The 21,201-nt window shown below is 61.4% G+C and carries 16 protein-coding genes; 7 read left to right on the top strand and 9 right to left on the bottom strand.

The genetic code is table 11. The features are described 5' to 3' along the window. Position 1: 1 nt before the first annotated feature. The 7 genes from BW33_RS02600 to aspA form a co-directional block, all read right to left on the bottom strand. Complete coding sequence (locus tag BW33_RS02600; RefSeq protein WP_047596892.1) at positions 2 to 4,576, bottom strand: dermonecrotic toxin domain-containing protein; 4,575 nt, start codon at positions 4,574 to 4,576, stop codon at positions 2 to 4. A 152-nt stretch (positions 4,577 to 4,728) separates the two neighbouring features. After that, positions 4,729 to 5,829, bottom strand: a complete 1,101-nt coding sequence (locus tag BW33_RS02595) for a polyamine ABC transporter substrate-binding protein (RefSeq protein ID WP_047596891.1) — start codon at positions 5,827 to 5,829, stop codon at positions 4,729 to 4,731. Then, on the bottom strand, positions 5,826 to 6,851 hold the full coding sequence (locus BW33_RS02590; protein WP_047596888.1) for a histone deacetylase family protein: 1,026 nt from the start codon (positions 6,849 to 6,851) through the stop codon (positions 5,826 to 5,828). Before BW33_RS02590 ends, BW33_RS02595 begins: the two co-directional genes overlap by 4 nt. A gap of 211 nt (positions 6,852 to 7,062) precedes the next feature. Next, a complete protein-coding gene (locus tag BW33_RS02585) occupies positions 7,063 to 8,055 on the bottom strand; it encodes an AraC family transcriptional regulator (protein ID WP_047596886.1) in 993 nt (330 codons plus the stop codon). 201 nt (positions 8,056 to 8,256) lie between these two features. Continuing rightward, positions 8,257 to 9,261 carry an asparaginase gene (locus BW33_RS02580; RefSeq protein ID WP_047596884.1) on the bottom strand — a complete coding sequence of 335 codons (1,005 nt, stop codon included), beginning with the start codon at positions 9,259 to 9,261 and terminating at the stop codon, positions 8,257 to 8,259. Between the two features lie 172 nt (positions 9,262 to 9,433). Then, on the bottom strand, positions 9,434 to 10,879 hold the full coding sequence (locus BW33_RS02575; protein ID WP_047596881.1) for an alanine/glycine:cation symporter family protein: 1,446 nt from the start codon (positions 10,877 to 10,879) through the stop codon (positions 9,434 to 9,436). A 486-nt stretch (positions 10,880 to 11,365) separates the two neighbouring features. After that, the gene (aspA, locus tag BW33_RS02570; protein WP_047596879.1) at positions 11,366 to 12,790 is read right to left on the bottom strand and encodes an aspartate ammonia-lyase; all 1,425 of its coding nucleotides are present in this window, start codon (positions 12,788 to 12,790) and stop codon (positions 11,366 to 11,368) included. A 180-nt stretch (positions 12,791 to 12,970) separates the two neighbouring features. Here aspA and BW33_RS02565 point away from each other — a divergent pair, with 180 nt between their 5' ends. The 5 genes from BW33_RS02565 to BW33_RS02545 all read left to right on the top strand — a co-directional run bounded on the left by BW33_RS02565 (position 12,971) and on the right by BW33_RS02545 (position 16,772). Beyond that, positions 12,971 to 13,879 carry a LysR substrate-binding domain-containing protein gene (locus tag BW33_RS02565; protein ID WP_047596877.1) on the top strand — a complete coding sequence of 303 codons (909 nt, stop codon included), beginning with the start codon at positions 12,971 to 12,973 and terminating at the stop codon, positions 13,877 to 13,879. A 309-nt stretch (positions 13,880 to 14,188) separates the two neighbouring features. Beyond that, positions 14,189 to 14,680, top strand: a complete 492-nt coding sequence (gene purE / locus BW33_RS02560) for a 5-(carboxyamino)imidazole ribonucleotide mutase (protein ID WP_047596874.1) — start codon at positions 14,189 to 14,191, stop codon at positions 14,678 to 14,680. Between the two features lie 10 nt (positions 14,681 to 14,690). Continuing rightward, a complete protein-coding gene (locus BW33_RS02555) occupies positions 14,691 to 15,773 on the top strand; it encodes a 5-(carboxyamino)imidazole ribonucleotide synthase (RefSeq protein WP_047596872.1) in 1,083 nt (360 codons plus the stop codon). Between the two features lie 114 nt (positions 15,774 to 15,887). Beyond that, a complete protein-coding gene (locus BW33_RS02550; protein WP_003229635.1) occupies positions 15,888 to 16,133 on the top strand; it encodes a GlsB/YeaQ/YmgE family stress response membrane protein in 246 nt (81 codons plus the stop codon). A 102-nt stretch (positions 16,134 to 16,235) separates the two neighbouring features. Continuing rightward, positions 16,236 to 16,772 (top strand): DUF3299 domain-containing protein, encoded by a 537-nt coding sequence (locus tag BW33_RS02545; RefSeq protein WP_027610367.1) that lies wholly within the window; start codon positions 16,236 to 16,238, stop codon positions 16,770 to 16,772. Positions 16,773 to 16,822: 50 nt separating this feature from the next. Here the strand turns inward: BW33_RS02545 and BW33_RS02540 are convergent, their stop codons facing one another. Both BW33_RS02540 and BW33_RS02535 read right to left on the bottom strand, forming a co-directional pair. Then, entirely contained in the window at positions 16,823 to 17,722 is a 900-nt protein-coding gene (locus tag BW33_RS02540; RefSeq protein ID WP_047596870.1) for a D-hexose-6-phosphate mutarotase, read from the bottom strand. A 58-nt stretch (positions 17,723 to 17,780) separates the two neighbouring features. After that, complete coding sequence (locus tag BW33_RS02535; RefSeq protein ID WP_003229628.1) at positions 17,781 to 18,185, bottom strand: acyl-CoA thioesterase; 405 nt, start codon at positions 18,183 to 18,185, stop codon at positions 17,781 to 17,783. 376 nt (positions 18,186 to 18,561) lie between these two features. Between BW33_RS02535 and BW33_RS02530 the strand changes: the two genes are divergently transcribed. Both BW33_RS02530 and BW33_RS02525 read left to right on the top strand, forming a co-directional pair. Further along, complete coding sequence (locus BW33_RS02530; protein WP_047596868.1) at positions 18,562 to 19,860, top strand: MFS transporter; 1,299 nt, start codon at positions 18,562 to 18,564, stop codon at positions 19,858 to 19,860. Between the two features lie 232 nt (positions 19,861 to 20,092). Further along, positions 20,093 to 21,097 carry a phosphate ABC transporter substrate-binding protein PstS gene (locus BW33_RS02525; RefSeq protein ID WP_047596866.1) on the top strand — a complete coding sequence of 335 codons (1,005 nt, stop codon included), beginning with the start codon at positions 20,093 to 20,095 and terminating at the stop codon, positions 21,095 to 21,097. The last annotated feature ends 104 nt before the right edge of the window (positions 21,098 to 21,201 follow it).

The raw sequence follows: 21,201 nt of genomic DNA, 5'->3' as shown, positions 1-21,201 counted from the left end.
CTTATGAGAAAAACAGCGAACGCGCCAGCTGCGGGCCGATCGCGCTGCGATAGATAGCGATGATTTGCGGGCTGCTGGTGGCCGAGCCCAGGTCGAAGGCACCGGCCAGCCGCCGTTGCTCCTGCAGTTTCAAATGGGCGGCGGTGAATGCGTCGGCCTGAGCATCGAGGCTGTTGTAATGGAAGTGCGCGTACCACAACGTCTTGCCGGTGCGCCGCTCGCGAATTTCGTATTCCTGCAAATAATCCTTGCGCGGGCCTTTGAGGCGACGCCGGGCACCGCCAGACACGATGTCGATCTCATCTTTGTGCAATAACCATTCGACCCGAGCGGCGGTTGGCGGTTGTTGCTTGGTCATCTCGACCCGTATCCGGTAGCCCTCGGCGTACAGGCGTTCACACGCCTGGTTCAATTGGACGATCAGGGCTGGCGGCTCCTCGGTGCTGTTCGCCCGCAGCCGGGCCTGTTCAAGGCTTTTCGCGCTTTCGTCGAGCTGTTCGGCCTTGTGCTGGAACTGCTCTTCGATCTCGACCGGAATCCGACCGGGTTTTTTCGCATGGGCTTCGGTTTGCCGTATGAAGCTTTCCACGCCATCGAGCAGCGCCTGGCCCAGGCTGATCTGGGTGGCGAGATCCGGCACCGGAGCAGGCGGGCGCCGCCGCCCGGGCTGAATGCGTTCAACCCAGACACCGGGCGTTTTCTCGTGAAAGGTGGCGATGACGTTCCCGGTCATGGGCGCTTTCACGTCCAGCAGGACTGGCTGCCCTGGCGCCGAAGGACGCAATTCGCCGACCACTGTGCCCTTGAAGCGGGTTTTGATAATCCGTTTACGTGAGGCTGGCGCTGGCCTTGAAGGGCCGGGCCGAGGCTCCACCGGTCGGTGTTCGAGGAGCAACTGCGCCAGGTGCTCTTCGTTCTGGCGCTGAAACTCGTTGATTCGTTTACGCGTGTGGCTGAAGGGCTCGTCGAGCAGCACATCCTTGTGGTTGAGGGCGAAATCCTCGAACGACTGATCGATGGCGGCAAACTGTTCGAGCATGCCGTTGAGGCCTTCGATCCGCTCGTTGGCCCCCAGGCTGGTGTGGTCGAGCAGCAGTTCCTGGGAGGTCTGAATCACCAGGTTGGTTGTGTCGAGCAGGCGTACCAGATCGCCTTGCGCCTGAGTCAGCGCTGGCGAAGCCTGCTCTTTCAGGCAGATGTCGCGAGCCAGCGACACCTGAAGTGCCTTGAGATCGTTGAGACTGAACACGGGCAGCTTTGCGCGATAGGTATTGGCGACTTCAGCGGCACGTTTGCCCAGTCGGCTCAATTCCTGAAAGCGTGACTGGGCAAACTCGATCTTGCTGATCATGCCCTCGGTCAAATCGTACATTCTGCGGTAGGTGACGGGGTCACCGGTGCCTGCAGCCGTTTCCTCGGCCTCGAGCAGCACCAGGGTTTCCTTGAGGGTTCTGGCGAAGAGGGGGTCACGTTGAGCGAGCCATGTCTGGTTGAAGAACAACTGGGTACCGAGCATCTCGGTCATGGCGGTGCGGAAATGGGGCACGGTCTCAAGCAGGTTCAGCGATTTCAACTGGTCGATGGGAGCTGCGTATTCCCCGGTGCGGCGTTCAAGTGCTGCAAGAAACGTTGTCTGTTGCGCCGCCAGAGCGTCGTCGCTGGCCGCGGTCATGGCGACGTGAGCGGCTGTCAGCTCTGCGCGGGCCTGCTCGCGCGTGTTATCGAACTCGGTCAGTTGTTTCTTGAGTTCGGCGATGCGTTCATTGTTCTCCCGTCGTTTGGCTTTGCGCCGACTCGACAGACCACCGCCGCGCAGACGCAGGCGAGTATCGACAAACCACTCGCCCCGTCGATTGCGGATCAACCCCGGGCCCTGACGTCCGGGTTGTCGCTGCGAATTGATCATCGATACCTCGCCGGTGCCGGTGACCGCCACTTCGAACCAGCGCTCACCCACGGGTGCGTAGTACCCGCTGGCATGTCGATAAAGGTGACGATAACGGCCGGCGTCGCTGGCGGGCGGGGTGAGCGCTTCGGGGCGCGTGACGGCAAAGCGATCCAGGGTCTGGGTCAGGCTCAGCGCGGTGTCGGTCATCAGCGAAGTCTGGTGTTGCGCCGGATATTCACCGATCACATCAGGGCGTTGCACGATGTTCACCGGCGTTGGTGGCGCGGGTTCGTTGCGCTCGGTTTCGACGGTCACCGGCTTTTTTTCAGGAAAGTCCCGAGGCGTCGCGTTACGGGTGCTGGCGTGATGGGCGAGCACCATGGCCAGGGTCAGCAACAGGTCGGTCATCGCGGTTTTCTGCTGCCCGGTGTCGCCTGTGGCAGCGGCGTCGAAGGTTTGTTGCAGATCGTCCAGCACCTGCCAGATCCAGGCAGCGGTACCGACGGTTCGACCGAAAAACGGCAGTGCGGCGCTGAGGATCATCCAGCTCGCATGCTTGAAGCTCTCCCAGCGACTTTCGCTATTGGAGACCGATTGCCGATTCGCCAGCTCGACCATTGCACGGACGTTGGCCTTGAACAGAAAAGCCAGGTAATCCGTAATGATGACTGCTGTTCCCAAGGTCAGCGTGCCGCTCATCTGCAAGGAAGTCAGTGGATCGGCGAGCAGTTGTGAGAGCGACCATACCGAGGGTCGATCATCGCTGAACACGTAATTGGCATAGTTGGCGCGCGCACTGTCCGGCAACCAGGCGAGTACCGACTGACGCAATGTCGGTGAATGCTTGATGGCGTACATCAGGTTGGCCGGCGACGGGTATTGGATCAATGCATGATCGGACAGGGGCCGGTACAACAGGCAGGGTCCCTTGTCCATCTGCCGGGGACCGATCACGAACATGTTGGCCACCTCATCGGTGGTCGTCCCCGGGCGCCACGCGGGGTTGAAGGCCAGCGGTCGAATGACGATCTCCTGACCATCCACCCGGCGATCGGCGTCCAGCAACTGAACCACGGCCGCGACATAGCGATAGCCCGCCTCGTCGACCCCGCCCTGTACGCGAATCTTCTGCTGCAACGCCAGTAACGGCAATTCGACACGTAGCCGGCTGGTGAACAGGTTCTGCCGTCGCAGACTTTCCAGCGGGTCATCGCGCAGTTTTTGCCTGATCAGCGCAGGATAGGTCTGGCCAATGTCGACACTGACGATCAACCTCTCCAGATAATCAGCCGTCATCCATGCCGGCACCGCAGTGCTGCCGATACTGCTCACGGTCTTGTTGCCCAGCGGCAAGGCAATCAGATTCTGCAACGCCAGATCGACCAGGCTGAAGGTGCTGCGTTCGGGCTCCAGCAACGGTGTGAAACTGCCCCACACCACCACGCTGTCGACCACGATGCGGATCTCGGCCAGATTCAGCACAGTGGCCTCGGGATGCTCCTTGAGCAGGCTCGCCTGCAGTTGCTCCAGCGCGAATTCGCGAATCGGTTTGATGCCGTCGTCAAAGGACTGCTCGGCGTTCTGACTTTGCACCTGCGCCAGATTCATCAGATGACGGCTGTAGGCAGTCAGGTCGCTGGGCGAGGCGTCGACCATCCATTGCGGCAACGCTTGCTCGACCAGGTTGAAGCGTGAGGACGACTGCTTGTCCGTGGGATCGAGTTCGTTGGTCGTGCGGCTGACGTGGGGCGTCAGGTTGCTTGTCGCCGGTTCGTTCGCCAGCTCGCCAATCGCGTCGGCCTGCAGGGCGATCAGATTGCACGCCAGATGATCGAAGTAGTTACCGTCAGGTTCGATCAGCCGCCATTGCAGGGTGGCAGGCGACGGCCCGTCCGTCTGGGTCAGCAGTGAAGCACCCAGTTCCTGCAGGGAATCGAAGGCTTGAAAACCGCGAGTGATGGTGTGGGTGAGAATCAGCGTGCGGCTGCCGAGCGTGCCGATCAGTACGGCCATGTCGAGGACGTGCAGATGACTGGAAGTACCATCGCGTGTGGTGTCCAGATCGATCAGGCAGGCGCGGGACTGATAGCGATCATGGGTACTGCGGGTGGTTTTTTGCGGATGGTCGAAAAGACTCTGGGCCATGGCGCGCTGGTCGTCATCCCACGCCGGTTTCGTCCCGACGTTCCACAGCTCGCGCCAGGACCTGGACAATCCCTGCCAGCGCGGGGCGGAGGCGCGGGTGAACTGGTTCCAGTAATCGACCTGTTGTTCCTCGAAGGCCACAAACAGCAGCGGCGCCAGTTCATTGAGCAGTCTGGCGATGGCCTCGATGTTGACGGGCAGTTGTACCGGCGTCTCGTGCGCAGGATGCAAGGTGAGGTAGTGCTCGCCATCCAGGTAGGTCACTGGCTTGTTGGCGACGCCATGACGCACCAGCGCATCGGTCAGCGATTCGAAGTGTCGCGTCCCGGGGACGACGCGCTGGTCACGCAAGGTCCAGCCAGGTGTCACCACCATTGCCAGTCGCGGGTCGATCTGTAACTTCGGGTATAGCGTCTTCAATGCCGGTTGCAGCGCGTGAGTGGCGACTTCCCTGATTGAGGGGCCGGCGACCAGCTGGGTGAGCAGGGCGTCTTGATCGTCCGACAGCACGCGATTGGCAGGAGAGTTGAGGGTTTCTGTCATGGTCACATTCTTGGTCAGAACAGCAGGCACCGCGAAAGAGGCGGTGGGCGATGCGTTGCAAGGTAGTGATGGGCCGAGCACCGAAGGTGGTAGATAGATATCGCAGACAAAAAAAGACCCGCACGGCGGCGGGTCTTGTCGTCAGCGTCGGCTCAGGTTCCGGACTTGATCTTGGTCCAGGCCCGGGTGCGTGCCCGCTCGGCATCCCGCGGTAGCGGTTGCAGGGTGTAAAGCGTGCCCATTGCCGCATCGGTCGGGTACAGGTTGGGGTTGTTGCGGATCGCCGGATCGACCCATTGGGTGGCGTCCTTGTTCGGGTTCGGATACCCGACGAAGTCGCTGACCGGCGCGATCACCGCCGGTTGCAGCAGGTAGTTGATGAAGGTGTAGGCGTCCTCGGTGTTCTTCGCGCCCTTGGGAATGGCGAGCATGTCGAACCAGATCGGTGCGCCTTCCTTGGGCAGACGCATGTCGACCACCACACCGTTCTTCGCCTCTTTGGCGCGGTTGGCCGCTTGCGAGAAGCTGCCGGAATAACCGACCGCGACGCAGATGTCACCGTTGGCGATGTCGGCCATGTACTTGGACGAATGGAAGTAGGTCACGTACGGCCGGATCTTCATCAGCAGCGCTTCGGCCTTGGCATAATCCGCCGGGTTCTTGCTGTTGGGATCCAGACCCAGGTGTTGCAGGGCCAGCGGCAGGATCTCCGACGGCGAGTCGAGCAGGGCGACCCCGCACTGCTTGAGCTTGCTGAGGTTCTCTTGCTTGAAGATCAGGTCCCAGCTGTCCACCGGCGCGTTATCGCCCAGCGCGGCCTTGACCTTGGCCGGGTTGAAGCCGATCAGGATGGTGCCATACATGTACGGCACGGCGAACTGGTTGCCTGGGTCGTTGGCCTCGATCAGCTTCATCAGTTTCGGATCGAGGTGATTCCAGTTCGGCAGCTTGCTGCGATCCAGCGGCTGGAACACCCCGGCCTCGATCTGCTTGGCGAGGAACACGTTGGATGGCACCACCACGTCATAGCCGGAGTTGCCGGTCAGCAGCTTGGCTTCCAGCGCTTCGTTGGTGTCGAAGATGTCGTAGACCAGTTTGGTCTGGGTGTTCTGTGCCTTGAAGTCTTCCAGCGCCTTGGGCGTGATGTAGTCGAACCAGTTATAGACGCGCAGGGTGCGTTCTTCGGCGTGAGCGCCGACGCTGAGCAGCGCCGCGCACAGGGCTGGCGCAATGCAGTGCTTGAGTCGGTTCATTGCTCAAAACCTTCGAGCACGTTAACCGCGTTGATGCCGATTTCCTCCACCGCGTAACCACCCTCCATGACGAATAGCGTCGGTTTGCCGAGGGCGGCGATACGCTTGCCCATGGCCAGGTAGTCCGGGCTGTCGAGCTTGAACTGCGAGATCGGATCGTCCTTGAAGGTGTCGACGCCCAGCGACACGACGATGATGTCGGCGCCGTAGCTGTCGATCTCGTTGCAGGCCTGTTCCAGTGCCGCGCTCCACACATCCCAGCCTGAACCGGCCGGCAGCGGATAGTTGAAGTTGAAACCTTCACCGGCGCCTTCACCGCGTTCATCGTCGTAGCCGAGGAAGAACGGAAACTCGGCTTCCGGGTGGCCGTGGATCGAGGTGAACAGCACATCGCTGCGCTCATAGAAAATCGACTGGGTGCCGTTGCCGTGGTGGTAGTCGACGTCGAGGATCGCGACCTTCTTGTGGCCGGCATCGAGGAATGCCTGGGCGGCGATGGCGGCGTTGTTGAGGTAGCAATAACCGCCCATCAAATCGCTGGCGGCGTGGTGTCCCGGTGGCCGGCACAGGGCGAAGGCACTGTGCGCGCCGCGCTGGATTTCGGCCTGGGCAGTCAGCGCCACTTGCGCTGCACTGTAGGCTGCTTGCCAGGTGCCGGCGGTGATGGGTGCGCCGCCGTCGAAGCTGTAGTAGCCGAGTTGGCCGTGCAGGCTGGTCGGTTTGATTGGACGCAGGGTGCGCGCGGGCCAGGTGTAGGGCAGCAGGTCACCGTCGGTGTTGAATTCAGTCCAGCGCTGCCACGCCCCCTTGAAGAAGTCGAGATAATCGCGGCTGTGGATGCGCGCGATCGGTTCGAGGCCAAAATCCTTTGGCGCTTCCACCGGACCGAGATTCTGGTGCTGTACCCGTTGCAGCACGTGGTCGGCGCGCGACGGCATTTCGAAACACGGCTTGAGCTGGCCGTCGATGAGCTCGCAGCGGCCGTGGTGCAGGTGGTGATCGTCCGAGTAGATCGTCAGCATTTGTTGTTCTCCGCAGGGGGCTGATTCGGTTGCCTCCAGTGTTGCGGCGTGCGGCGAAACGGAGAACGGCAGGAAAGGCCAAAAGGGGATCGATATGGCCAAAAACTCTGACCGCAATTCGCCCCTTTCCAGCAGATCAAAAGATCGCAGCCTTCGGCAGCTCCTACAGATATCGGTGTAGGAGTTGCCGAAGGCAGCGATCTTCTGATCTTCAGGGTCTGAACTGGCTCGGCGCCACGCCGCTCCAGCGCACGAACGCATGGCGGAAACTCGCGGTCTCGCTGAAACCCAGGGTCTCGGCGATGCGGTAGATCGGCAACTGATCCTCACACAGCATCTGCTTGGCCCGTTCGAAGCGCAGTTCGTCGAGCAGTTCCTGATAGCTGCTGCCCATGTCCTTCAAATGGCGGCGCAAGGTGCGCGGCGAGCACTTCATCTGCTGGGCCAGTCCCTCCAGCCCTGGGGCGGCGTTGAGCTGGGCACTGAGCAACTGACGAATCCGCCCCAGCCACGCCTGCCGCCCGGTGAACTCGATGTTCTGTTTGCGGCAGCGGTCGGCCATGGCCTGATGGGTGATGCTGTCGGCCAATGGCAACGGTTGATCGAGCCAGCGCCGGTCGAAGGCGAAGGCGTTGTCCTTGGCGCCGAAGTGCAGCGGGCTGTTGAAGTGCTCGGCGTAGCTGTCGCGATAATCCGGCGCGGCATGTTCAAAGCGTGTCGCCAGCAGCGGCAGCGGATGCCCGAGCAAATCGTCGCAGATGACCTTCAATGACACCAGGCAGAACTCCGCGTTGAACACCGCCATCGACGGACTCTCGCGGTAATCGGCGGCGACGAACCAGACCCGTTCGCCGTCGTCTTCCAGGCTCAGTTCGAAAAGTGTTCCCAGCAGCGCCGGATAGCGAATCGCCAGGCGCAAAGCGTCACCTAAGGTGGCACTGGTGAGCAGGGCGTAACCGAGGATGCCGTAGCAGGAAACGTGCATCCGCCGGCCCAGTTCCAGGCCAATGTCATGCTTGAGCGCGACCGCGTTGGCGCAGACCTGCATTTCCTGATTGGTGGTGATGCGCGTGTCGGCACGGTTCAGATCTGCGGCGCTGATGCCGCTGCCGGCCAGCAGTGCGTCGCTCGACAGCCCTTCGGCCTTGAAGGTGTTGAGCACCAGTGAGACGGCGTTGAGCGTGGTGAGGTGGGAGTGGAGCATGAGATCTTCCAGCCTTGGGGATGCTGGAAACGGCAGCAAGTTGTATGCCGGGTGACGATCAAACTGTGTGAGGGCTGTTGTGGCGAGGGAGCTTGCTCCCGCTGGGGCGCGTAGCGGCCCCAAAACACTGCGACTGCTTCGCAGTCGAGCGGGAGCGAGCTCCCTCGCCACAGGGGCTCACGTCTAGAGAGGGTGTGGGTGTCAGATCAGTTCGCCACACAGGTCGAGTTCGATCAGGCGCCGCACTTCAGCCGATTCCAGGCCCGCACCCAGCAACGCCTGCAGCTTGCCGAACGCTGCTTCGCGGGTCATGCCGCCGCCGGACAACACGCCAACGCCACGCAGCCGGCTGCCGGCCTCGTAAACGTCCAGCTCGACTCCGCCTTCATGGCACTGCGTGACCGCGACCACCACCACACCGTTGTCCCGCGCGCGCGCGAGGCTGGCGAGGAACTCGGGATTGTCGCTCGGCCCGGTGCCGCTGCCGTAGCACTCCAGCACCAGGCCCTGGATACCGCCGTCGAGCAGACCGTCGACAATTCCGGCGCTGATGCCGGGGAACAGTGGCAGCACGGCGACGTTGGCCAGTTGTTTCGGCTGGTTGTAGTTCAGCGTGGCCGGAATCGACGGCGCTTTTATCCCGCCGCCCTGACGCTCCAGGCGCTTGAACGGATGACGGCCGAAGCTGCGCACTTTCGCGCAGCGAGTCGGCGCCAGCAGCTCGCCATGGAAGTACAGATGCACGCCCGGCGCCAGACCCTGACCCAGAGCAACCAGCGCGCCACCGAGGTTTTCCCAGGCATCGCTGTCGGTGACGCCGGCCGGCAGCATCGAGCCGGTGAAACACACGCGGGCATGCAGGCCGAGCAACTGGAAGCTCATCGCCGCGGCGCTGTAGGCCAGGGTGTCGGTGCCGTGCAGGATCAGCACGCTGTCGCAGCCTTGCACGTCCACCGCATCGACCACCGCTTCGCGCAGTTGCTGCCAGTAGGCCGGGGTCATGTTGGCGCTGTCGATCAGCGGCGACATCTCCCGGAAGCGCCATTGCGGCACCACCAGTTCGGGCTGGCTGTGCAGGTAGTCGCGCATGCGGGTTTCGAAACCGGACGCCGGGGCCAGGCCGTTGGCGCTGGCCTGCATGCCGATGGTGCCACCGGTGTAGAGCACCATGACGTGTTGGGCGGCAGGATAAGTCGACGAATTCATGGGGATTCTCCGAAAGGATGAGGTCCTTGTGGGAGCGAGCTTGCTCGCGATGGCGGTTCATCATTCAACATTGATGTTTGCTGAAAGACAGCTATCGCGAGCAGGCTCGCTCCTACAAGTTATGGCATCACAATAACTGACGGGCGCAGGGGATGCGCCCGTCATTCACCTGTCAGCGTTGCGCTGCAGGAATGCCTTGCGGCTCGACTGCGGTCTTGTCGGCGGCTGGCGCCTCGGCCGGCCAGGCCTTCAAGTCCAGATCCAGATCGGTAAATTTGCTGGAGTCGAACACTGGCTGCTTGATGCCCGCACGGCGCTGCTCGTCGTAATCGCGCATCACGCGCATGCCGACCTTGAACAGCATGGCCAGCGCCATCAGGTTGACGAAGGCCAGGCAGGTCATGGTGATGTCGGCGAAAGCGAACACGGTCGACAGATCCTGCATCGAACCCCATACCACCAGTGCCAGGACCAGACCGCGGAACACCATCAGCAAGGCGCGGTTGCGGCTGAGGAACTGCAGGCTGTTTTCGCCCAGGTAGTAGTTGTAGAGGATGCAGGTGAAGACGAACAGCGACAGCGCAACGCTGACGAAGATGCGGCCCCAGTCACCGACCACGGCGGCCAGCGAGTTCTGGGTCAGGACGATGCCGTCACCTTCGAAGCCCGGGGTGTAGAAGCCCGACAACAGGATCAGCAGCGCGGTGCAGGTGCAGATCACGAAAGTGTCGAGGAATACGCTGAAGGCCTGAACCACGCCCTGAGCGCCCGGGTGTTTCACCGAGGCCACGGCGGCGACGTTCGGCGCACTGCCCAGGCCCGCTTCGTTGGCGAACACGCCACGCTTCACACCCATGACGATGGCGCTGCCGAGCAGGCCGCCGAAGGCCGGGTCGAGGCCGAAGGCGCTCTTGAAGATGGTTTCCAGCATGGCTGGCACGTGTTCGATCTGGGTGCCGATCACGTACAGGGTCACGCCGATGTAGGCCAGGGTCTTGACCGGTACCAACAGGTCGGACACTGCAGCGATGCGCTTGATGCCGCCGATGAAGGTGATGGCCAGCAGTACTGCCAGGACGATGCCGGTGTGGCTTGGGTCGAAGGCGAAGGCGTTTTGCAGCGAGTGGGTCACGGTGTAGGACTGCAGGCCGATGAAGGCGAAGCCGTAGGTGACCAGCAGCAGGACCGAGAACACCACTGCCATGCCTTTCAACTTCAGGCCGTGCTGGATGTAGTAGGCCGGGCCGCCACGGTACAGGCCGTCGCCATCGGCGCGCTTGTAGACCTGAGCCAGGGTGCATTCAAAGAAGCTGCTGGACATGCCGACCAGTGCGGTCACCCACATCCAGAACACCGCACCCGGACCACCCAGGGTCACGGCGATGCCGACACCGGCGATGTTGCCTGCACCGACACGGCCGGCAAGGCTGAGCATCAGGGCCTGGAACGAGCTGAGTTGGCCGCCGCTGCTTTTCAGGCTGTCGCGGAACACCGCGAACATGTGGAAGAAGTGCCGCAATTGAACGAAACGCGAGCGAATCGTGAAGTAGCTACCGAGCCCGACAATGAGCACGATCAGTACTTTCCCTGAGAGGAAGTCGTTGATGACTTCGAGCATGGATTTTTCCTCGCTGTTTTTTGTTTAAGCAAATGCTGGATGTTCAGAAACATCGCGTTACACCGGTTTGCACGCGGCACGACAGGTGAGGCGAAGGTTTCGTCGCGGATCCATTTCGCGGGTTTGTTATTAGTTCGGGTTTCGCATGGGTTATGGCCTCGTTACCGACGACCGCTCACGCGAAGAGGGGCGGCACTATACCGATCAGTGCGGCGCCCGTCTGCACGCTCGTGGTGCAAGCGACGAAACGAGAGTGGCTGCAAAATCAAAAGATCGCAGCCTTCGGCAGCTCCTGCAGGGGTACATCCATCCTGTAAGAGCTGCCGAAGGCTGCGATCTTGGCGGTATCAAATACACAAAACATTTAACGTCCTGCCCGCAAAGAAGTTAAAAAAAAGGGCTTGGGGACTGATCCCCAAGCCCTCAAAAGGTGAGAGGTGTCTAGTCCCTCGACCTGGTGAGCGGTGCTACAAATAACGCGTCGGCTCAGGCTTTGAGCGGAACCAGACGCGGGGCAATCATGTTTTCCGGGCGCAGGATGTCGGCGAGCATGGCTTCGTCGAGCAGACCTTCTTCGCGCACCAGTTCCAGCACGCCGCGGCCGCTTTCAAGGGCGATACGGGCGATGCGGGTGGCGTTTTTGTAGCCGATGTACGGATTCAGCGCGGTGACCAGACCGATCGAGTGCTCGACCAGTTCGCGGCAGCGGGCTTCGTTGGCGGTGATGCCGACGATGCAGTGCTCGCGCAGCATGTCCATGGCGCGTTGCAGCAGACGGATCGAGTCGAGGATCTTGAAAGCGATCAGCGGCTCCATCACGTTCAGCTGCAGTTGGCCGCCTTCGGCTGCCATGGTCAGCGCCAGATCGTTACCGATGACCTGGAAGGCCACCTGGTTAACAGCTTCCGGAATCACCGGGTTGACCTTGCCAGGCATGATCGAGCTGCCTGGCTGACGCGCTGGCAGGTTGATCTCGTTGATGCCGGTGCGTGGGCCGCTGGACAGCAGGCGCAGGTCGTTGCAGATCTTCGACAGCTTGACCGCCGTGCGCTTGAGCATGCCGGAGAACAGCACGAAGGCACCCATGTCGGAGGTGGCTTCGATCAGGTCGGCGGCTGGCACCAGCGGTTGACCGCTGATCAGCGCCAGACGCTGAACGGCCAGCGCTTGATAACGCGGGTCGGCGTTGATGCCGGTGCCGATTGCGGTGCCGCCCAGGTTCACTTCAGTCAGCAGCTCCGGAGCCAGCGTCTTCAGACGGGCCAGGTCTTCGCTCATGGTGGTGGCGAATGCACGGAACTCTTGACCCAAGGTCATCGGCACGGCGTCTTGCAGCTGGGTACGGCCCATTTTCAGGACGTGGTTGAATTCTTTGCCCTTGGCCGCGAATGCCTGAATCAGGCTGTCGAGGCTGGCCAGCAGCGCGTCGTGACCCAGCAGCAGACCCAGACGGATCGCGGTCGGGTAGGCGTCGTTGGTCGACTGCGCCATGTTGACGTCGTCGTTCGGGTGCAGGTACTGGTACTCGCCTTTCTGGTGACCCATTGCTTCGAGCGCAATGTTGGCGATCACTTCGTTGGCGTTCATGTTGGTGGAAGTACCGGCGCCACCTTGAATCATGTCGACCACGAATTCTTCGTGGAAATCGCCGCGGATCAATCGGGCACAGGCTTCGCTGATGGCAGCGTGCTTGGCTTCGCTCAGATGACCCAACTCACGGTTGGCGTCAGCGGCGGCCTGTTTGACCATGGCCAGACCGACAACCAGTTTCGGGTAATGCGAAATCGGAACGCCGGAGAGACGGAAGTTGTTCACCGCTCGCAGGGTCTGGATGCCGTAATACGCTTGAGCCGGTACTTCGAGGGCGCCAAGCAGGTCGTTTTCTGTGCGGAAAGATGCAGCGGAGGACATGATAGAAATCATCTCGATATGGACCCGGTCTGTGCCGGAACGCTGCGAATGCTAGGCTTGTGGGGTTTTTTGGGCCAATGCTGTTAAACACTGCCCTATGCACATTCGGCATAATGCCCGTGTGACGCCGCGTGCGCGGCAGACGTGTGACCTGTTTTGGTGCGTGTCCGGGAGGACGTGATGAATCTGGAAAGCAAATGGCTCGAGGACTTCAGTGCCTTGGCCGCCACTCGCAGCTTCTCGCAGGCGGCCGAGCGACGCTTCGTGACCCAGCCGGCGTTCAGTCGGCGGATTCGCAGCCTGGAAGCGGCGCTTGGGCTGACGCTGGTCAACCGCTCGCGCACGCCGATCGAGCTGACGGCGGCGGGGCAACTGTTTCTGGTGACCGCGCGCACCGTGGTCGAACAGCTCGGCGAAGTGCTGCGTCATCTGCATCACCTGGAAGGTGGGCAGGGCGAGGTGATCCAGGTCGCGGCGGCGCACTCGCTGGCACTGGGCTTCTTTCCGCGCTGGATTGCGCAACTGCGTAACGAAGGGCTGAACATCGCCACACGGCTGGTGGCGACCAACGTCGGCGATGCGGTGCACGCGCTGCGCGAAGGCGGCTGCGACCTGATGCTGGCGTTCTACGACCCGGACGCGGCGATGCAGATGGACCCGGAAATCTTCCCGTCGCTGCACCTGGGCCAGACCGAAATGCTTCCGGTGTGCGCAGCTGACGCCGACGGCAAACCGCTGTTCGATCTGGAAGGCGAGGCCAGTGTGCCGCTGCTGGCCTACAGCGCCGGAGCGTTCCTCGGGCGTTCGGTGAACGGTCTGTTGCGTCAGCGTCAGCTGCGCTTTACCACGATCTACGAAACCGCCATGGCCGACAGCCTCAAGAGCATGGCGCTGGAGGGCCTCGGCATCGCCTGGGTACCGCAACTGAGCGTGCGTGCCGAACTTGGCCGCGGCGAACTGGTGGTTTGCGGCGGGTCGCAATGGCATGTGCCGCTGGAGATTCGCCTGTATCGCTGCGCACTGGTGCGCAAGGCCAACGTGCGATTGCTGTGGCGCAAGCTTGAAGGCGGCGCTGCACAGACTTCCTGAGTGGTAGTGTCGGTGGGGAAAGATCGCAGCCTTCGGCAGCTCCTGCAGGTTGAAATGCGTTGCCCTGTAGGAGCTGTCGAAGGCTGCGATCCTTTGATCTTTTTCGCTGACCTTCAAGTCAATAAAACCGGGCCTTTCGCTGATTTGACAGATGGTCGTTTCGGGGGCTGTTTATTGGCTTCTTTGCGGTATACTGCGCGGCCTTCGGCCGGTACGTCCGGCCATTTTTCGTACAATCAAGCCACGCAATCCTGCGTGGCTTGTTGTTTTTGACGCGCCTGCGGGCGCCCAGAGAGAAGAGGCGCGACGATGAGTGCACTGGTTGGCGTGATCATGGGCTCCAAGTCCGATTGGTCCACCCTTAGCCACACCGCCGATATGCTGGAAAAGCTCGGCATCCCGTACGAGGTCAAGGTGATCTCTGCCCACCGCACCCCGGATCTGCTGTTCCAGTACGCCGAAGAGGCTGAGGGCCGCGGCATCGAGGTGATCATCGCCGGTGCCGGTGGCGCAGCTCACCTGCCAGGCATGTGTGCGGCCAAGACCCACCTGCCGGTACTGGGCGTTCCGGTGCAGTCGTCGATGCTCTCGGGCGTCGATTCGCTGCTGTCGATCGTGCAGATGCCGGCGGGCATCCCGGTTGCCACCCTGGCCATCGGCAAGGCTGGCGCGATCAACGCCGCGCTGCTCTCGGCGAGCATTCTCGGCGCCAAGCATCCACAGTTCCACGCGGTACTGAAGACCTTCCGTGCCGAGCAGACAGACAGCGTCCTGGACAATCCAGACCCACGTATTGCCTGAGGTTGTTGAGATGAAGATCGGTGTAATCGGTGGCGGCCAGTTGGGCCGCATGTTGGCGCTGGCGGGCACTCCGCTGGGGATGAACTTCGCTTTTCTCGACCCAGCGCCGGACGCTTGCGCCGCGGCATTGGGCGAACACCTGCGGGCCGATTACGGCGATCAGGATCACCTGCGCCAACTGGCTGACGAAGTCGACCTGGTGACCTTCGAATTCGAAAGCGTCCCGGCGGAAACCGTGGCGTTCCTCTCGCAATTCGTCCCGGTGTACCCGAGCGCCGAAGCCCTGCGTATCGCTCGCGACCGCTGGTTCGAGAAGAGCATGTTCAAGGACCTGGGCATCCCGACCCCGGCCTTCGCCGACATTCAATCGCAAGCCGACCTGGATGCCGCCGTGGCTTCGATCGGTCTGCCGGCCGTGCTGAAAACCCGCACCCTGGGTTACGACGGCAAGGGCCAGAAAGTCCTGCGCAAGCCGGAAGACGTGGTCGGTACATTCGCCGAGCTGGGCAGCGTTGCCTGCCTGCTGGAAGGCTTCGTGCCGTTCACCGGCGAAGTTTCGCTAATTGCCGTGCGTGCCCGCGATGGTGAAACGAAGTTCTATCCACTGGTACACAACACCCACGACAGCGGCATCCTCAAGCTGTCGGTGGCCAGCACCGATCACCCGCTGCAGGCGTTGGCTGAAGACTACTCCAGTCGTGTGCTCAAGCAGCTGGATTACGTCGGCGTGATGGCGTTCGAGTTCTTTGAAGTCGACGGTGGCCTCAAGGCCAACGAGATCGCCCCGCGCGTGCACAACTCCGGGCACTGGACCACCGAAGGCGCCGAGTGCAGCCAGTTCGAAAACCACCTGCGCGCCGTTGCCGGCCTGCCGCTGGGTTCGACGGCCAAGGTCGGCGAGAGCGCGATGCTCAACTTCATTGGCGTGGTTCCACCGGTAGAGAAAGTCATCGCCATCGAAGATTGCCATCTGCACCACTACGGCAAAGCCTTCAAGGCCGGGCGCAAGGTCGGTCACGCCAACCTGCGCTGCGCCGACATGGCCACGCTGCAGGCGCAGATCGTCAAGGTCGAAGCGCTGATCGCCGAGTAAGCAGTTTCATGTGGCAACGGCGGAACCTTCGGGAGCCGCCGTTCTCTCATGGCAGGATGCCAAAGTCTGACTAGGCTTTGGCCTATCTACCATTCAGAGTCAGAGGGAAATGCCATGGGAATTATCGGAACCATCTTTATCGGCTTGATCGTCGGCCTGCTGGCACGCTTCCTCAAACCGGGCGATGACAGCATGGGCTGGATCATGACCATCCTGCTCGGTATCGGCGGTTCGCTGGCGGCCACTTACGGCGGCCAGGCCCTGGGTATCTATCAGGCAGGTCAGGGCGCAGGCTTCATCGGTGCACTGGTCGGCGCGATTGTGCTGCTGGTGATCTACGGTCTGATCAAAAAGAACTGATCCAAGCGGCCAAGTCCTCTCTGCCAACGCGGCAGGGAGGGCTAGAATGCTCGGCGATTCAACGTCCTTCCTTTATCCGAGCATCCTTTACCGAGCACCTCCATGCGCCGTCTTCTGTTGACTCTTCTTTTGCTGGGCAGCGGTCTGGCCCACGCCGGCGAACTGCCGGAAACCGACTGGCTGGAACTGATGCCGAAGTCGGACCAGAAAGCCCTCGAGGCCATGCCCGAAATCGACCACAACTCCCCGGAAGCTACTGGCACCTTCACCGAGAAGGGCGGGATGAAACAGGCCAAGGGCCTGCCGGCGGTGATGTATTCGACCAAGACCGTGGCGTCGATGAACGACAAGCACATCCGTATCGGTGGCTACCCGGTGCCGCTGGAATCCGACGCCAAGGGCCGCAGCACGCTGTTCTTCCTCGTGCCATACCCGGGCGCCTGCATCCACGTGCCGCCGCCGCCACCGAATCAACTGGTGCTGGTGCGTTATCCAAAGGGTTTGAAGCTGGACGATATCTACACGCCATTGTGGGTAACCGGCACGCTGAAGATCGAGAAAGTCAGCAATGACCTGGCCGATGCGGCGTATGCGCTGGAAGCGGACAAGGTGCGGGTGGTGCAAGAGTCCGATCTCTAAAGCAACAGATCGTCCGAACGCGGCCCGAGCCTTCGGACGATCTTTTGATCTTAAAGCGAGTTGCTGCCGATGCTGACGCCCATCGTATGGCTCGCACCCGAGGCCAGCGTGACCACATCATCCATCACATTCGCCGTCTCGATGCACAGCATGCGCTGCCAGCCATCGTTGTCCATGTCGTCCAGCGCTGCCGCGCGGTCGATCCACGGGTTCCAGATCACCGCAGTGCGTGAGCCAGTGGCGGTCAGCGCGATGCGTCGTTCCCAGGTCGGGTCGACGATGCTCAACTGCGGCGGGGCGTCGAGGTAGATGCGGTCGGTTTCGCCGGCAAAATGCAGGTCACCTTTCTGGGCGTTGGTCTTCCAGTTGTCCAAGGTCTCGATGTAATTCAGACCGTCCACGCCGTTGACGTGCACGTTACGCACATCGCTGACGGCGAAATAAGTGTGCAGCGCTTGGCTGACGCTGACGGTTTCGACACCTCGGTTGTGGCTGGTCAGGCTGATGTGCAACTGATCATTCAGATGCAGGGTCAGGGTCAGATCGACCTGATGCGGCCAGCCCGGCAGGCCACCTTCGGGGTAGGGCAGCCTGAATTCAACCTTGACGCCGTCAGCCTCTGATTCGATGCCGCCCAGCTCCCAGTCCATCGCCCGTACCAGACCGTGCGCGGGTGCTGGTTGCTCACCGGTGTACATGGCCTGCACGCTCTGCGGGTTGCGTTCGAACTTGCCGAACCACGGCCAGCACACCGGCACACCGGCGCGGATGCTCTTGCCGGTCTTGAACACCGCCTTGTCGTTGAGCCAGATGATCGGCGGCTGGCCATCGACCTGATAACTGAGGATGTGCGCGCCTTGCTGGGCCACCAGCACTTCGGCCTGACCGTGGCGGATGCGCCAGCAGTTCAGTTCATCCAGTTTCACGGCTTCAACGTTGGGCGTGTTCATGGGGCAGCTCTCGATCAGACACTTGGGACGACTATCGACCGCAAAACCGCGGCGAGGTTTAACGTGCGCGCGGCGGTACCGAGCGGGTGCGACCGCTGCCGTCGATGGCGACGAAGACGAACACCGCCTCGGTCACTTTACGCCACTCGCTGGACAGCGGATCGTCGCTCCACACCTCGACCATCATCTGGATCGAGCTGCGGCCGATTTCCAGGGTCTGGGTATAAAAGGACAATTGCGCGCCGACCGCGACCGGCACCAGAAATGCCATGCGGTCGATGGCCACGGTCGCCACACGGCCACCGGCAACGCGGCTGGCCATCGCGGTACCTGCCAGATCCATCTGCGCCACCAGCCAGCCGCCGAAAATATCGCCAAAGCCGTTGGTTTCGCGGGGGAGTGCGGTAATTTGCAGGGCCAGGTCGCCTTGCGGGATCGGATCTTCTTGTTCGAGCTCTATCATGCCGGGGGTGCCTCTGACCCGTGACTCTTCGTTGGTATTGCTGGTGGTAGCCGTCTTCAGGAAAAACGATTCAGCACCGAACATACTGCGTTCGTCACGTTTTCCATAGGCGTCTAAAGGGAAACTCTGCGAAACCGGCTGATCCCGTTCAAAGGCCGGGCCAACGACGTTTTCGCACAGCAACCCCCTACAAACCGGAGCAAGGTTGCGAGTATATCGGTCGGTAGACTCCGCGACGACCATCGGGTTCTGATTTTGACCGTCAAATACGCGCCTCTATGTGCTTTTTCGAACAATTTGCTATGGTGCCGAACCTGCCCAAGCCACAGCCAGCGTTGTTGTGGCGGTAGATCCGCCTATAAGAGAAGCCCTTGCCATGACCACAGCGCCTTCGAGCCTCGCGCAGCCCGAGCAACCTGCACGCCCCCTGACCCGCAATGACTACAAGACTCTGTCGCTATCGGCCCTGGGCGGTGCGCTGGAGTTCTACGATTTCATCATCTTCGTGTTCTTCGCCACCGTGGTCGGCAAGCTGTTCTTCCCGGCTGACATGCCCGAGTGGCTGCGCCTGATGCAGACTTTCGGCATTTTCGCCGCCGGTTACCTCGCGCGGCCGCTGGGCGGCATCGTCATGGCGCACTTCGGCGACCTGCTGGGGCGCAAGAAAATGTTCACCCTGAGCATTTTCATGATGGCCGTGCCGACCCTGATCATGGGTCTGCTGCCAACTTACGCGCAGATCGGCCTTTGGGCACCGATCCTGTTGCTGTTGATGCGCGTGATCCAGGGCGCAGCGATTGGCGGTGAGGTGCCGGGGGCGTGGGTCTTCGTTTCCGAACACGTGCCGCAAAAACACATCGGCTACGCCTGCGGGACGCTGACCAGCGGCCTGACGGCGGGCATCCTGCTCGGCTCGCTGGTCGCTACGGCAATCAACAGCATTTATACACCGGGGGAAGTCGCGGATTACGCCTGGCGGATTCCGTTCCTGCTCGGCGGGGTGTTCGGTCTGTTCTCGGTGTATCTGCGCCGCTGGCTGCACGAGACTCCGGTGTTCGCTGAACTGCAGCTGCGCAAGGCGTTGGCCGAAGAAGTGCCGTTGCGCGCGGTGCTGCGTGACCATCGTGGGGCGATTGCGGTCTCGATGCTGCTGACCTGGCTGCTGTCGGCCGGGATCGTCGTGGTGATTCTGATGACCCCGACCGTACTGCAGACGGTCTATCACTTCTCGCCGACAGTGGCGCTGCAATCGAACAGTCTGGCGATCGTGTTCCTCAGTGTCGGCTGCATCATCTCCGGTGCCCTGGCGGATCGTTTCGGCGCCGGCCGGGTGTTTGTCTTCGGCTCCCTGGGCTTGCTGATCAGCTCCTGGACCTTCTATCACAGCCTCGCCGATCACCCGAGCTGGTTGTTCCCGCTGTATGCGCTGACCGGTCTGCTGGTCGGCACCATCGGTGCGGTGCCATACGTGATGGTCAAGGCGTTCCCGCCGGTGGTGCGCTTCAGCGGGCTGTCGTTCTCGTACAACGTGGCTTATGCGATTTTCGGCGGCTTGACGCCGATGGTGGTCAGTCTGCTGCTTAAGGAAAGCGCGATGGGTCCGGCTTACTATGTGGCGGTGCTGTGCACGATGGGGATTCTGGTGGGGGCGTGGCTCTGGAAGAAGGGGCGCTGATCCAGATTCTGCATCGGCTGTTCTGACGCTATCGCGAGCAGGCTCACTCCTACAGTTCGAATGTATTTCTATTGTAGGAGTGAGCCTGCTCGCGATTGGGGCCACTCGAATCATTCAGTAAAACCCGGATGCTGGCCTTTCATCCAATTGTCATATTTCAGCCATAGAGTGTTCACACGGCCTGCTGATACTTGGCCCCGACTTAACACACCCTATCTGCTAGGAGTAAGGCATGAAACTGAAGCGTTTGATGGCGGCAATGACTTTTGTCGCTGCTGGCGTTGCGACTGCCCACGCGGTAGCCGCTGGCGTTGACCCGGCAATTCCGGCTTACACCAAGGTCACCGGTGTATCGGGCAACTTGTCCAGCGTTGGTTCCGACACTCTGGCCAACCTCATGACCCTGTGGGCTGAGAATTACAAGAAAGAATACCCGAACGTAAACATCCAGATTCAGGCCGCTGGCTCCGCCACCGCGCCACCTGCGCTGACTGAAGGCACCTCCAACCTGGGCCCGATGAGCCGCAAGATGAAGGACACCGAACTGGCGGCCTTCGAGCAGAAGTACGGCTACAAGCCAACCGCTATCCCGGTGGCCGTGGACGCCCTGGCGGTGTTCGTGCACAAGGACAACCCGATCCAGCACCTGACCATGGAACAGGTTGACGCGATCTTCTCGTCCACCCGTCTGTGCGGCGCCAAGGCCGACGTGAAAACCTGGGGCGAGCTGGGTGTGACCGGCGACCTGGCCAACAAGCCGGTTCAGCTGTTCGGTCGTAACTCGGTATCCGGCACCTACGGCTACTTCAAGGAAGAAGCCCTGTGCAAAGGTGACTACAAGCCTAACGTCAACGAACAACCAGGTTCGGCTTCGGTCGTGCAGTCGATCAGCTCCTCGCTGAACGGCATCGGTTACTCGGGCATCGGTTACAAGACTGCCAGCGTGAAGACCGTGCCTCTGGCCAAGAAAGGCAGCACGGACTTCATCGAAGATACCGAAGAAAACGCCCTGAACGGCAAGTACCCGCTGTCGCGCTTCCTCTACGTTTACGTGAACAAGGCCCCGAACAAGCCTCTGGCCCCGCTGGAAGCCGAGTTCGTGAAACTGGTTCTGTCCAAACAGGGTCAGGAAGTGGTGGTGAAAGACGGCTACATCCCACTGCCAGCCAAGGTTGCTGCAAAAGCACTGGCTGACCTGGGTCTGCAGGAAGGCGGCGCTGAAGTCGCAAAAAAGTAACACCCTAGATCCGGGCTGACCCCCGGATCTGCAGGAACCCTGTAGGAGCTGTCGAGTGAAACGAGGCTGCGATCTTTTGATCTGGCTTCTGATCGCAAGATCAA

Source organism: Pseudomonas sp. RIT288 (genome assembly GCF_000631985.1).
Taxonomy (GTDB): Bacteria; Pseudomonadota; Gammaproteobacteria; order Pseudomonadales; family Pseudomonadaceae; genus Aquipseudomonas.
This window is presented reverse-complemented; position numbering and strand designations above follow the sequence as displayed.